Origin of the sequence: Hugenholtzia roseola DSM 9546 (genome assembly GCF_000422585.1) — a bacterium.
GTDB lineage: Bacteria > Bacteroidota > Bacteroidia > Cytophagales > Bernardetiaceae > Hugenholtzia > Hugenholtzia roseola.
Window position 1 is genome coordinate 242003 of the sequence record NZ_KE383878.1, and the last position, 14125, is coordinate 256127.

Annotated in this window: 12 protein-coding genes; 8 read left to right on the forward strand and 4 right to left on the reverse strand. The window is 44.5% G+C overall.

All coding sequences use genetic code 11. The features are described from left to right. Positions 1–87 precede the first annotated feature (87 nt). The gene (locus G500_RS0109515) at positions 88–1215 is read right to left on the reverse strand and encodes a universal stress protein (protein WP_027002397.1); all 1128 of its coding nucleotides are present in this window, start codon (positions 1213–1215) and stop codon (positions 88–90) included. Positions 1216–1659: 444 nt separating this feature from the next. Between G500_RS0109515 and G500_RS0109520 the strand changes: the two genes are divergently transcribed. From G500_RS0109520 to G500_RS0109550, 5 genes are all read left to right on the forward strand, one after another. Then, positions 1660–2253 carry a TetR/AcrR family transcriptional regulator gene (locus G500_RS0109520; RefSeq protein WP_027002398.1) on the forward strand — a complete coding sequence of 198 codons (594 nt, stop codon included), beginning with the start codon at positions 1660–1662 and terminating at the stop codon, positions 2251–2253. A 128-nt stretch (positions 2254–2381) separates the two neighbouring features. Next, the gene (locus tag G500_RS0109525) at positions 2382–3227 is read left to right on the forward strand and encodes an alpha/beta hydrolase (protein WP_027002399.1); all 846 of its coding nucleotides are present in this window, start codon (positions 2382–2384) and stop codon (positions 3225–3227) included. 165 nt (positions 3228–3392) lie between these two features. After that, complete coding sequence (locus G500_RS0109535; protein WP_035756899.1) at positions 3393–3800, forward strand: response regulator; 408 nt, start codon at positions 3393–3395, stop codon at positions 3798–3800. Between the two features lie 108 nt (positions 3801–3908). Next, positions 3909–4208 carry a hypothetical protein gene (locus tag G500_RS25015; RefSeq protein WP_154657104.1) on the forward strand — a complete coding sequence of 100 codons (300 nt, stop codon included), beginning with the start codon at positions 3909–3911 and terminating at the stop codon, positions 4206–4208. 183 nt (positions 4209–4391) lie between these two features. Further along, positions 4392–5204: a Nif3-like dinuclear metal center hexameric protein gene (locus G500_RS0109550; protein WP_035756900.1), complete on the forward strand. Its 813-nt coding sequence runs from the start codon at positions 4392–4394 to the stop codon at positions 5202–5204. Between the two features lie 30 nt (positions 5205–5234). On the opposite strand, the gene G500_RS23055 is transcribed toward G500_RS0109550, so the two are convergent. From G500_RS23055 to G500_RS23060, 3 genes are all read right to left on the reverse strand, one after another. After that, positions 5235–6191, reverse strand: a complete 957-nt coding sequence (locus G500_RS23055) for an NAD-dependent epimerase/dehydratase family protein (protein ID WP_051203407.1) — start codon at positions 6189–6191, stop codon at positions 5235–5237. A 17-nt stretch (positions 6192–6208) separates the two neighbouring features. Beyond that, complete coding sequence (locus G500_RS0109560) at positions 6209–7225, reverse strand: M28 family peptidase (RefSeq protein ID WP_027002403.1); 1017 nt, start codon at positions 7223–7225, stop codon at positions 6209–6211. A gap of 89 nt (positions 7226–7314) precedes the next feature. Next, complete coding sequence (locus G500_RS23060; protein WP_342664599.1) at positions 7315–9540, reverse strand: peptidoglycan D,D-transpeptidase FtsI family protein; 2226 nt, start codon at positions 9538–9540, stop codon at positions 7315–7317. Positions 9541–9551: 11 nt separating this feature from the next. On the opposite strand from G500_RS23060, the gene G500_RS0109570 reads away from it, so the two are divergent. From G500_RS0109570 to G500_RS0109585, 3 genes are all read left to right on the forward strand, one after another. Continuing rightward, complete coding sequence (locus G500_RS0109570) at positions 9552–11588, forward strand: glutamate-cysteine ligase family protein (RefSeq protein WP_027002404.1); 2037 nt, start codon at positions 9552–9554, stop codon at positions 11586–11588. 238 nt (positions 11589–11826) lie between these two features. Next, the gene (locus G500_RS0109580) at positions 11827–13062 is read left to right on the forward strand and encodes an HD domain-containing protein (protein ID WP_027002405.1); all 1236 of its coding nucleotides are present in this window, start codon (positions 11827–11829) and stop codon (positions 13060–13062) included. Between the two features lie 173 nt (positions 13063–13235). Continuing rightward, on the forward strand, positions 13236–14123 hold the full coding sequence (locus G500_RS0109585) for a hypothetical protein (protein ID WP_027002406.1): 888 nt from the start codon (positions 13236–13238) through the stop codon (positions 14121–14123). Positions 14124–14125 lie beyond the last annotated feature (2 nt).

The following is a 14125-nucleotide window of genomic DNA, read 5'->3' on the forward strand; positions in this document are numbered from 1 at the left end:
CCCAAATTTCATTTCGTTTCTAATTTGACAAAACTTTGACAAAACAAGGCTTTTCAAAAAACTTAACACCGTTACTATACAGTCGCCTCAAATCTTCATCATCAAAATACAAGTCTTGCTCTGTCGCGACATCTGTTTGGTAAGGCTCTTATGAAACAGCCCTTCTAAAAAAGTGCGCTCACGGGTGAGCATCACCATCAAATCGGTGGGGTGAGTGGCTAAAAACGCCTCTAAGCCTGCCTCTACCGTAGGGGCAGATTCGGTATGAAAACGCAACTTTTCAGGGGGCGTTTCCCAATATAGGCTCGCCAAATTTTGCATCTTGAGCTGCTCTATTTCCAATTTGTGGTTGTGTGTCGAGATATGAAGGCAGGAGATTTGAAAATGTAAAAAATTAGAAATCCGCAAAAGGGCATCTAAGACATCGGCATCAGCAGGGTCGAAGTCGGAAGCATAAAGCCAATGGCTAAAGCGCGTAGGCGGAATAGCCTCCGCAGGCACAAGCAAAAGTGGGCAGCGTCCTTTGTCTAAGACCTCGCCAAGGGCATCGCCTGTCAAAAATTGTTCTACTTGGGTACGGCTACTTATCCCCATAAGGGTTAGGTCGGGGCATACTTCCGCTACCGAAGTGCCTATTTGTGTGATAAATTTGCCCTTGCGAACGGCAATCTCTATGCCCACAGCACGCTGGTTGCGCTCGCGTTCTGCAATCGCTTCTAAGGTAGCAAAAGCCTCTGAAAGCGAAGCCTCTTCCGAAACAATGTGATGCACATGCACCTCTGCGCCATACTCTTCTGCAAAAAGGAACGCATAACACAGGAGCGGCTCTATTTGTGGCGTGAGATTGACAAAAACCAATATCTTTTTCATAAAAAAAGGGCTTGATGCGCCGAAAAGAGAATAAAAAGAAGCGTAGCGATAAAGGAAAGAAAAAAGAAAAGTGCCTTTCGAGGCTTGTCGTACAAAAACGCCCGCTCGTCGAGCCTTCGCATAGGCTTTGTCGAAGGAATATGACGCGCAAACAAACTTTGCGTATCTTAGCATAACCTTAGAAGGCAAATAAGCAACCTCTCCGCCTGCCAACGCACCCAAGCGCGATAATCGCCAAGAAATGCGCCAAGAAATGCAACGCACGCCGAAAGGATACGCGCCTCCTAAACAGGAAAAAACTTTGGCAAAGTAGCCAAGCTCAACTCTGCCAAAGCCTCGATTCATTTCTAACCGCTCCTCTTGAAAAGGATACGATTAGAAAGAAATGCTTAGTTTTTAGGATAGGATTATTTGGAATAGGTCTTCAAACTTTTTGACGACTTATTTATCCCCTAAAGTCATAATGTCTTGAAAGAACAGACATTTTTAGGGATTTATTTGGTTTAATTGTTGAAACTGTTAGAACTGCTCTCTCATAGGGGGCAGTTCTTTGTGTTTAATAGGGCTAAGATAGTAAAAAAAATAATAGCCACAAATTTTTTCGCGCTTTTGTGTCCCAAAATGTGGCAGGCAGGATAGGCAGAATAGGCAGCCTCTGTGCCTTTTCAAAAAAAGCATCTTAATTTTTTTAAAAAGCGGCTTTTGATTTGTTTTCTAATACCGAATGGTATATTTTTGTGGCATCTTCTTGTCGCTTCTCTTTTTTTCAATTTGCACGCGAACCGTTTTATGTCGAAAGCTGAAAAAACACGCCATTTTATCATAGAAAAAGCCGCCCCCATCTTCAACACCAAAGGGTATGCAGGAACTTCTATGCACGACCTGACCCTTGCGACAGGCTTAACCAAAGGAGCTATCTATGGAAATTTTGCCAATAAAGACGAACTTGCCTTAGCCGCCTTCGAACACAATTTTGCCAAAATCATCAAAACCATTGAAAGCCTACAAGCACCTGCCACCAACGCCGCCGAAAAACTGCGTGCCTTTCTCACCTTTTATAGAAACGGACTGAATTTCAAGCACTTTTCTGGGGGCTGTCCCATCATCAACGCCGCCACCGAAGTAGATGACACGCACCCACTTTTGAAGGAAAAAGTAGTAGAGGCGATTCTTTTTTGGCGGCAAAACATCGAGCGCATCATCATCAAAGGCATAGAAAAAGGCGAAATGCGAAAAGGCGTTAGCCCTGCGAATTTTGCTTCTCTGATGATTACCCTGATAGAAGGCGGCGTAGCGATTGGCAAAATTACAGGCGATATGCGCTATCTCTACCATGCCTTAGATAAGCTCGAAGATATGATTCAGACCGAACTGCTCGCCTAAGCGTTTGTAGCTAAAAACTAACTTTTTTGGCAGTGTGAGCGTTTTACTAAAATACCGTTAGGTATAAATTTTTCTCCTACTACCTCGTTCCTATTACCTTATTTCCATTACCTCGTTTCTATTAGTCTATGAAAATTATCCTTTCTGCTTACCGCCTATACCTGAATACGGCTTTTTTGATAGCTCCCGATTGGGGTGCAAAAAAAGCCTTTCAAGTTTTTGCAACTCCACGCCGCCAAAAAGTAGCCGACAAAGAGAAGGCAATTTTGGCACAAGCCCACCAAAGCGTTTATCGTTTTGAAAACAAAGCCCTTTCTTTCTACCGCTGGAAAAATCCACACCAAGAAACTGCTACCAAAAAAGCCCTTTTGGTACATGGCTGGGACGGGCATGCAGGAAATTTTGGTGCAATCGTACAACTACTATTAAACAAAGGCTATGAAGTATTGGCTTTTGATGGTCCCGCACATAGGGCAAGCGAGGGCAAACAGACCAATATGCTACAATTTGCACGCCTTATCGACCAGATTTTGCGTCAGGAATCGCAAATAGAGGTTTTGATAGGACACTCCTTTGGTAGTGGTGCTTCGGTGCTTTCTTTACACGATTATCCTAAAAAACAGATTAAAAAACTTATTTTATTAAGCACGCCTGATAAAATCGAGGACGTAATTCTGAATTTTAGCCAATATATGCACCTTTCGCGCCCTAATACCGAGCGCATCTTCAACTTTGTAGAACAAAAATTTAATAGAAAAGTGCAGGCAATTCGCGTCAGCGAACAGTCTAAAAAGCTCACTGTGCCAGAAATACTACTCATTCACGACCGCTATGATAGGGTCTTGCCCTTTGCCTTTGCCGAATCGGTAGCAACCGCCAATCCGAAGATAGAACTCTTTGCGCCCGAAAAAGTGGGGCATTACAAGATGCTTTGGAAAGCGGTAGTCTTAGAAAAGATTGCATCTTTTATCTAAATTGTAGCTAAAAAAGGGGAAAGAATGGGCAAAATTATAGCACAAGGCAAAGCACGTTCTTAAAAAAGTGCTATCTTTGCAAAAAGATGTTAGGCAAGGGTCTTTTCCCAAAGGCACTTTTATGTCTTGTTTCTCATTTTCCACTGTTTCCCCTTTCATAGCTTTATGAGCCTCACGAACAAAAACTCGAACAAGAAAATCTTAATAGCCGAAGATAGTACCGTCATTCAAAACATCACCAAGCGCGTCTTGCAGTTCCAAAATTATAGCATCGATATGGTGCGCGATGGCGAAGCGGTCTTAGAACGCCTTGAAAAGCACCAATACGTCGCGATTCTGCTCGATATTGCGATGCCCAAGATGGACGGCATGGAGTGTGCGCGTAAGATTCGCGCCCTACAAGATGTGGAAAAGGCGAATATTCCACTTTTTGCCCTTACGGGAAATGCTAAAAACTATACTGCCGAAGAATTTAGCGCGGCAGGTTTTGATGATGTCATGCACAAACCTATCAATTTTGATGAGTTGGTCTTGCGTCTCGAAAAGGTCATTGAAGCGAAAAAACAAGCCTAATAGTAACCATAACAAGGCTCTACAAGCCCTCTTTTGCCTTTGCAGAGCCTCGTTTTTAGCCCCACGCGCCCTCTATTTTCCTTGTTTCCTTTCCTTGTTCCTTGCTTTATGAGTCAGAAAAAAAACAAAGCCCTACAAAAATGGGAAGATAAGTTCAAAGCCAAAGGCTATCTGTTGCGCTATGAAAAGGGCAACTTCAAATCGGGCATCTGCCTTGTCAAGGGGCAGTCGGTTGTGCTGGTCAATCAGATGCTTGCCGCAGATAGCTTAGTAGCCTACCTAAAAGAATTGTGGCAAAACCTACCCCAAAACGAAGGCGAAACGATAGAAGAAGAACTCGACGAAAAAATAGAAGACCCTACACAAGAAGAAATCGAGGGAAGCATTGAAAAAGAAAACGAAGGATAAAAGCAACTTACACCCTCAATAGATGCAAATGTAGGGACAAGGCACTGCCTTGTCCGCAGTGAGATTGAAATAAAAAAGGGCTTTCAGACCTAAAAAAGGGTTCTGTCCAAATTTTATTTCGTTTCTAATTTGACAAAACAAGGCTTTTCGTAGAACTTAACACTACCTTCCAACTATACGCCCATGATAGCCCTTTCTAATCTCATAGCACATTTAGAAGCCCTTGCGCCTCTGCCCTTACAGGAATCTTACGACAATGCAGGACTCTTAGTAGGCTTTCCTCAAATGGAAATTTCGGGCGCAGTGGTAGCCTTAGATATGACCGAAGAAGTGGTATTAGAAGCCCATCAAAAGGGTTGTAATTTGGTAGTGGCGCATCACCCCATTATTTTTGGGGGGCTAAAAAAGATAAACCGCAAAAACTATGTAGAACGCGCCGTCTGGACGGCAATAGAAAAGAAAGTAGCCCTTTATGCCATTCACACCAATCTGGACAACGTGCGCGAGGGCGTGAATGATAAAATCGCAGACCGCTTAGGTTTGGAAAATCGTCAGATTTTAGCTCCTAAAAAAAACCAAGCAGGCGAGCCACTTTTACACCAACACAAACAAACAGGCGCGGGACTTATCGGGAAACTCCCCAAACCGCTCCCCACGCAAGACTTTTTCAACTTGCTCAAAAAAGCCTTTCACCTACACTTTTTCAAACACACCGCTCTCTGCCATGAAACCATAGAAAAAGTAGCCCTCTGTGGAGGCGCAGGCAGTTTTCTTTTGCAGGCTGCCAAAAAAGCAGGGGCGCAGGCTTTCATAACAGCCGACTACAAATACCACGAATTTTTTGATGCCGAAAATCAAATCCTGATTTGCGACATCGGTCATTATGAAAGTGAAATTTTTACCGTAGAACTATTATATGACTATTTGAAAGCACAATTTGAGGCTCTGCCTATTTATCCTACACAGGTTAGGACAAATCCTGTTTTTTATTATTAGTCACCTGCTTACGACTTTTTACTTGCTGACTTAATCAGGGTTAGAATCTTTGTAAAAAATCTCACCTAAGCCCTCCTCTATGGAAATTTGAGGCTGCCAACCCAAGACGTTTTTTATTTTTTCGATACAAAGCACATTGGCAGGCACATCAAAAGGGCGGTTTTGGTCTATATAGCGTACATCGAGCGGCTTGGGGAAAAAACTTTGCACCAAATCGAGCAACTCTTTGAGGGAATAGCCCCTGCCTGTGCCTACATTGAAGATAGGCGATTCTTTTTTGGGGTCTAAATGATGAAAAAGTGCCATCTTAATCGCCTGCACCGTATCGCGCACATGTACGTAGTCGCGAATGATGGTATCGCTACCCCAAATTTCGAGCGGCTCACCTGCTTTGAGTTTGTTCGCCCAAATTCCGATAACGCCCTGTCCTTTGCGCGTGTTCTGCCCTCTGCCATAGACATTTGCCACCCGCAAGACCAAATAGGGAAGTTGGTGCAGATGCCCAAAAAGGTGCAAATACTGCTCTACACTCACTTTTGAAAGCCCATAGCCCGAAATAGGTTGTAGGGGGTGCGTTTCCAAAATAGGCAACTGTTGTGGCACACCATAAACCGTTCCTCCTGACGAAACAAAGACGACCTTTTCCACTTTTTCTGCCACACAAGCCATAAAAAGTTGGATACTGCCCACTACATTGCTCTGCACATCATAAACTAAGTTGTCTGTTGCATTTTTTGGAACGGTACTCCATGCCAAATGTACCACTCTGGCAACCCCTTGTACGGCTTTCTGAATAGAAATGTGGTCATTTAAGTCGGCACTCACCATTTCGAGGCGTTTGTGCGAAAGAGCCTCCTCTAAAAAAGGCGGCACATAGCCACTATGCGAAAGGATACGCACCGAGTAGCCTTCGGAAAGAAGCTGCAAGGCGAGTTGCGAGCCGATAAAACCTGTTCCCCCCGTGATAAGAATTTTGGGTAGTGTCATTTTTATATTTTTAAGCCCTATTGCAACACCACTTCCTCCTCATACAAGACGTGTAGCACCGTCGTTCCTACGGCTTTGAGCGTTTCGCGGTCTATGATATCGAGGTTGTCTTGATGTGTGTGCCAATGGGGAGCAAAGTAGGAATCGCCGTTTTCGGGGTCGTGTTGGATAATATCTATCATCGGGATTTTTGCCAAAGTATTGACGTAATAGTGGTCGTCGATGATATGTCCCGTTTGGATACGTCTAAAATAAGCCCCATAACCAAGCATTTCGGCTTTTGTCCAGACTTTATTCATAATAGAAGGCGCAAATTCCATCGAAACGCCTTCCAATCCGAAGATGGCATTTTTAGCCCCTACCATATCGAGCAGAATACCATAATAGGCGGTGTAGTTGGGCTTGTGCGGATTTTTCGCCCAATATTGCGAACCCAAACAATACGAATCTTTGTATGCACTTTCGCCATAATCTTCCAAATCAAACAAGGCAATATCAATCCCTACGGCAGGCTTTTCGGCTGCACTTTGTAGGGTTCTGACCAATTCTAAAAGCACTGCCACGCCACTTGCGCCATCATTTGCACCTAAGATAGGCTCTTTGGGACGCTCCTTGTCGTTTTCTGCCTGTGGGCGCGTGTCCCAATGGGCGGCTAATAAAATCCTGCGCTTGTTTTCAGGATAGAGCGCGGCAAAGATATTACGCCCTTGTAGGCGTTTGCCGTCGTGTGCGGTGAGGTCGAGGTCTTGTACGGTTACTTCTGCCCCATAACTTTTGAGGGTTTCGATAAGATAATCGCCTGTTTTTCGATGTCCTTCCGAGTTGGGCTGACGTGTGCCAAAACTTAGCTGTTTTTCTACAAAAAAGAAGGCAGAATCAGCATCAAAGGCAGGAACGGCGCGTGTTTTCTGTGGAGTAGTAGAATTTTGCGTCGTTTTATTTTCTTGCGAGGTCTGATTGTTTTTCTCACAAGCCCACAAAAAAGGAAGGCTCATCAAAAAAAGAAGGCGGAACGACAAAAAAAGTTGCTGCATGGGAAATAATTTGAGATGAAAGAAAAGTCTTGCGTTGTCAAATTTGAAGCGAAATAAAATTTGGACTGAACCTTTTTTGTAGGAAAAAGCTACTCCTCTTCTTTTCGCGCTAAGGTAGGATTTTTTTCCTCCGTTTCGGCAGGCGGAATGCTGTCGTTGTCGGCAGGAATGGAATCGGGCTTTTTCTCTATGAGTTCTTCGGGAATGGGTTTTCCCAACCTTTTGAGGCTATCGCGATAGAGGCGGTAGAGGCGGCGTTTTTCTTGTTTTTCAATCACATTGAGTTTCAAGACGTGTTCTTCTTTGTCGTGCAGACTTTTTTCCGAAACCTCGCCTTTAAGGTATTTTTCTATCATCAAACTGGCAATGGGGGCAGCCCAAGTGCCACCAAAGCCTGAATTTTCCACAATAACGGCAATCGCAATTTTAGGATTATTTTTAGGCGCAAAGGCGATAAAAACAGAGTGGTCGTCGCCATGCGGATTTTGTACCGTTCCTGTTTTGCCACAGATGACGACATCGCTAAGGGCGGCACGACGCGCAGTTCCTGCCTTCACTACATCTTCCATGCCCCGAATGAGGTACTCGAAGTAAGGGGCGGAAACGGTAGTATAGCGTTTGGTCAGATGCTCGCCCTCAAAGGGCTTGCCTTCTATTTTTCTGATGATATGCGGCGGATAGTAGAAACCGCGATTGGCGATAATGGCGGCTAAGTTTGCCATTTGTAGGGGCGTGAGTCCTACTTCGCCCTGCCCAATACTAACCGAATAGATATTGCCCAATTTCCAATCATAACCGCGCTTTTTATAGATTTTATCGTAATAGGCTACCGAAGGAATTAAGCCTGATTTTTCGTTGGCAAGGTCGCTGCTGGCAGGTTTGCCCAATCCGAAAGAATGTACGTGTCGTGTCCAATTTTCAAGCCCCAAGCGCGTGTCTTCTTTTTCATTTTTGACCTTATTTTGTTTGATGATTCTATTAAAGGCTTTGAAATAGAAAGGGTTGCAAGAGTGTTGTATCGAGCCTTTGACATCTAAGGGCGAAGGGTGTGCATGACATTTGACCAATTCCTGCGTACAGGAGATGCGCGTATCTACGGTATCCAAAACGCCTTCTTGTAGCCCAATAAGTGCCTGCACCAATTTGAAAGTAGAGCCGGGCGGATAGGGGGCTTGCAGGGCGCGATTGTAAAGCGGTTTGTAGGGGTTAGAGGTCAGATTGACGAAATTGCGCGAAATATCGATGCCCTCGCCTGTGAGTAGGTTCGGATTGTAGGTAGGGGCAGAAATCAGTGCCAAAATTTCACCTGTGGCTGGCTCTATCGCGACGATACTACCGATTTTGTTTTGCATCAAATACTCGCCATACTGTTGCAATTCTAAATCAATACTCGACTCTAAATTTTTGCCTGCTTCGGGTAGTGTGTCGTATTTGCCATCTTTGTATGCTCCCCTTTGTATGCCCAAGCGGTCGAAAAGCACATAGCGCGTGCCACGCCTGCCACGCAAAAAAGTTTCGTAGCTTTTTTCGATACCACTGATGCCTACGATGTCGCCCTTGTTGTAGTAGCCTGCCGTATCGCGCGAGAGCATGAGCTGGTCTATTTCGCGCACATAACCCAAGGCGGCGGCTAAATTTTGATGGGGATAGGTGCGAATGGTACGGGGCGAAACATAAATGCCTTTGTAGTCGGAAAGGCGGTCTTGCATTTTGGCATAATGCGTAACCGTAATTTGTTTGAGCAGCAGAAATGGTTTGTAGCGTTGCAAGCCTGTATTAGCTGTTTGGAGGCGTTCTCTTAGGATTTCGAGGGGCAGCCCCAAGAGTTGGGAAAAAACAAGGGTATCCTTGATTTTGAGTTCTTTGGCGATAATCTCTATATCGAAAACAGGCTCATTGGCAACCAAAAGTTGTCCTTTGCGGTCATAGACCAGCCCACGCGCAGGGTAGTCGGTCAGGGTACGAATGGATACGTTCTCCGCCTGCACGCGCATTTCGTCCGATAAGATTTGCATATCAAAAAGGCGAGCGGCATAGACAAGCAGTGCCAATATCAATGCGATTCTGATGCTATAAGTGCGAATTTCGGTCATGGAAGCGGAAAGTAGGCAAAAGAAAAAGGAAAGCGGCTCTGCAAAATTACTATTTTTGTTGGTAGAATAGCAGTCGGTAGGATTTTTTAATAGAATTTTACAGAAAGACCACTTAGGCGATAAAAAAATTGTGTCTTTGACTTGTAGAGAGGCGGCATCTGAAAAATATTTCCTATCTTTTAGGCTATAAAAGCACACAAATATTTTGTATTCCCACTTCAATCTATAATCTTATGGGTGATTTAAAAGTTCGCATTGCCGACAATCGCGAAGAACTCAACGTCTTTGTCCGCCACCTACTCAAAGACATTCAAGCCTTAGAGCAGATGTTGGCAGAGGATAAGTTCGAAAAAAACATCAAACGTATTGGGGCAGAGCAAGAAATCTGCCTAATAGACGACCATGCCAAGCCCGCGCCCTGCAATTTAGACGTGTTGAAAAAGCTCAACCAACACCCTTCTTTCACCACCGAATTGGCACGCTTCAATATAGAAGCAAACATGAAACCGCAGGTCTTTACAGGCTCCTGTCTTTCCGATTTGGAAGGGGAAATCTTAGAACTATTAGAGCTGCTATCGCGCAATCTCAAAGAGATGGAACTCGATTATATCCTGACGGGGATTCTGCCCACGATTCGCAAATTCGACCTTACCAATTCGAACCTGACCCCCTTCGAACGCTATCACGCCCTTATGGACGCGCTCAAAAAACAACGCGGGCGCGACCACTACGAACTCAAAATCGAGGGCATCGATGAGCTAAGTTTTATGCACGATTCGGCATTAGTAGAAGCCTGCAATACCAGCTTTCAGGTGCATTTGCAGGTTGCGCCCCAAGATTTTGTCCGCAAGTACAATGTAGCGCAGGCAATTTCTGCCCCTATGCTTTCTATGTGTGGCAATTCGCCCCTGCTTTTCGGGCGCAGGCTTTGGAGCGAAACACGCATTGCCCTTTTCCGCCAATCGGTAGATACGCGCGTGTCGTCGGAATACTTGCGTGAGCGTTCTCCAAGGGTTACTTTTGGGCATAGTTGGCTCAAAAATTCTATCGTCGATTTGTATAAAGAAGACATGATGCGCTTTCGTATCCTACTCACCACCGACGTAGAAGAAGACGCTTTGCAAGCCCTTTCCGAAGGCAGAATCCCTATTTTACGCGCCCTAAGAATACACAACTCTACGGTATATCGTTGGAATAGAGCCTGTTATGGCATTTCTGACAATGGGCAGCCACATTTGCGCATAGAAAACCGCATCTTTCCTGCCGGTCCCACAGTGATTGATGAGGTAGCCAATGCAGCCGTCTGGTTAGGGGTGATGAATGTTTTTGATGAGCATTGTAAAGATGTCAGTCAGGTGATGGATTTTGATGATGCGCGTTCTAATTTTATGAAGGCGGCGCGTAGTGGCTTAGGGGTAGAGATTTTTTGGCTCAATGGCAAAAAAATCAATACCGTAGAGCTGCTCAAAAAAGAACTGTTGCCCATGGCGCGTGAAGGGCTTAAAAAGGAAGGGGTAAATGCGCAGGATATTGATAAATATATCGGAACGGTAGAAGAACGCATTGCCGCAGGGCAGACAGGCAGCATTTGGGCGTTAAAATCTTTCAACCAACTTATCAAACAGACCACACGCGAGGAAGTAGTTACGGCAATTACGGCGGCTACTGCCCTCAAACAGAAAGAAAACGTGCCTGTTCATCATTGGGATTTGGCGCGAATAGAAGACATCGTTACTTGGGAGCCTACCGATTTGGTTGTCGAAGAGTTTATGGATACCGATGTCATTACCATCAACGAAAAAGATATTCCCGAATTTGCCGCCGACATCATGGATTGGCAGCGCATACGCTATTTGCCCGTAGAAAATGAAGACGGCACGTTGGCAGGTCTGATAACTTCGCGTATCTTATTGCGTTATTTCAATCAAAACGCCAAACACAAGCAAGCCGACCTCTACATCAAAGACCTCATGATTCGCGAGCCTTTCACCATTTCGCCTGACGCAACGGTGAATGATGCCATGAACATTTTACGCGAAAAAAAGATAGGCTGCCTGCCTGTGGTCAAAGATGGCAACTTATTGGGTATCATTACGGAGGCAAACTTTCTCAATATTACGGCAAGTTTGCTCAAAAGAATTGCCGAGCGCAGGAAGTTACGCAAAAATAAGGCGTTGGAAAATGCCCAAAATCAAGTAATGGAGGAGCTAAGTCCCGAAATTATACAAGACATGGAAGAAAGAGAAGACTTAGGCGATTCGGCACTCTAAACGGCAGCAAAAAGCCCCAGCAATGTTAAGCTCTGTGAAAAGCCTTGTTTTGTAAGATTTGAAGCGAAATAAAATTTGGTCAAAACCCTACTTTTTGGGTCTTAAACCCCTTTTTTGTTTCCCTCACACTGCGGACAAGGCACTGCCTTTCCCTATGCCTCAAACCCTAAGTGTAGCCCTGCTTGGGGTTTTTCTTTGAAAGCTCTACCTTTGAAAAGTAAATCAAATCCCTGCTCTTATGTCGGCTCATAAAATTATCAACGACCCCGTTCATGGCTTTATCTCCATTCCCAAAGACTTGATTGGCACGCTGATAGAACACCCCTACTTTCAGCGGTTGCGCCGCATCAAACAATTAGGGCTTACCGAATTTGTCTATCCTGGTGCCTTGCATACGCGCTTTCACCATGCCTTGGGTGCTATGTATTTGATGCAAACCGCCCTACATACTTTGCGCGAAAAGGGACACGACATCTCTGCCGCCGAACACAAAGCGGCTTTGGCTGCCATCTTGCTGCACGACATCGGACACACTGCCTTTTCACATGCCCTCGAAAACACGCTCCTGACCCAAACGCACCACGAAGAACTTTCTCTTTTTTTGATGCAAAAGCTAAATGAGGAGCTAAAAGGGCGGCTTTCATTAGCCATCGATATTTTTACAGATAAGTATGAAAGGCATTTTTTCCACCAACTCGTTTCCAGTCAGCTCGACATGGATAGAATGGATTACCTCAAACGCGACTGCTTTTTTACGGGCGTTTCCGAAGGAACGATTGGCAGCGATAGAATTATCAAGATGCTCGACGTGCATCAAGATAAAATTGTAGTAGAAGCAAAAGGCATTTATAGCATCGAGCATTTTCTAAATGCGCGAAGGCTGATGTATTGGCAGGTTTATCTGCACAAAACCACTGTTAGCACCGAACAGATGCTTATCCAAATTTTCAGGCGTGCGCGTGTTGTAGGTTTAGAAAATCCCGAAAAGCCACTTTTTGCCACTCCTGCGCTTGCTTTTTTTCTGAAAAATACGCTCACCCTGCAAGATTTTATGCAGACCCCCGAAGCCCTGCAACACTTTATCAATTTAGACGATTACGACGTATGGGGCAGCATCAAGGCTTGGACGCAAAACCCCGACAGGGTCTTGTCGCTACTTTGTAAGATGCTTTTAGAAAGGCAACTTTTCAAAGTCAAATGGGGACAAGAACCCATCTACGGCGACTTTTTGGAAAGCACACGCGAAAAAACACTGCTCTTTCTCAAAAAACACAAGATAGATGAACAATTTTTAGACTATTTCTTTACACAAGGCAGCGTGAGCAATGCCGCCTATTTGCCACACAAAGATTCTATCTGGATTCTGAAAAAAGACGGCAGAGTGGTCGATATCACCGAAGCCTCCGACTTGCCACATTTAAAAGCATTGAGTTTGGTTGTCAGAAAGCATTACCTCTCCTACGTTCGTTTTTAGAAGTGTTCGTTTTTAGAAGTGCCTTTTTGCGGCGTTCTTTTTTGTAGGTCTAATAGTTGAAATACCCTTTTCGTTAGTTCAAAAGAGCCTTTGGTTAGAAAAAAAAGAGGATTCACCCAAAAACACCTAACTTTCGGAATTTGTAACACAACCTCACTTATTCCCTTTGAAACATGAAAAAAATCTTGCTCGCCCTATCCTTTCCCCTTCTCTTTGCCTGTGGTGCAAATACAAATTCGCAGGCAGGCGAAACTACCGCCACCGACTCTACCCAAGAGGTTGCCCTTAGCAAAGGCACAGAAACGGAAACCGCCCAAACGCCCATTGACTCTAAAAAATTGCTTTACTTAGCAGGCTTTTGGCATTTGGAAAGCAACCCTGACAAAAAAATGATTATCTCTACTTTTTTGGAAAATGACCCCATCAAAGCCGTTATCTATGATGGCACTACCATTGAATACAATGGCGAATTTAGTGTGGCAAACGGCGGTCTGACCTTTACTTATTTTATGCCACAAACCGACGAAGAAGCAGGTAGCCTCGAATGGCAAAATGCAGATGTTTCGCAAAATCAAATAATAGCCACCGTAGAGGGCAAAAAACAAGTGTGGCAAAAAATAGAAGCAGGCAACTATATAAAATTTTCGCCTCAACATCAGCTTATGGGTACTTGGGATTTGGACATGGAAAGCGACCAAGTACGCATGGTCTTCGACCTTGAAAGGTTTGTAGAAAACCCCGACGATTATCCCCAATACAGCCAATACAACACCGATAATGTAGGCGGACGATTTTTTCCGCAACTCTACATACGTTCAGGCGACTGTTTGGGAGAAAAAAGTTTTCAAGTAAGCAAAAATCAAGACGATTTCGGTCCCGACCAATGCCTTTTCGTTAGCAAAGATGCAGAAGGCAAGCCTGCCGTAATGGGCTTGGTTCGCTATTTTATGGGAAAACCAGAGGAGTCTTCCACTTGGTACGTCCTCGCCTTTGACGGTCAGAACCTTACTTTGGTAGAAGACTCGAACAAACTTCTCATCAAATTTTACAAAAAAAATTAGGC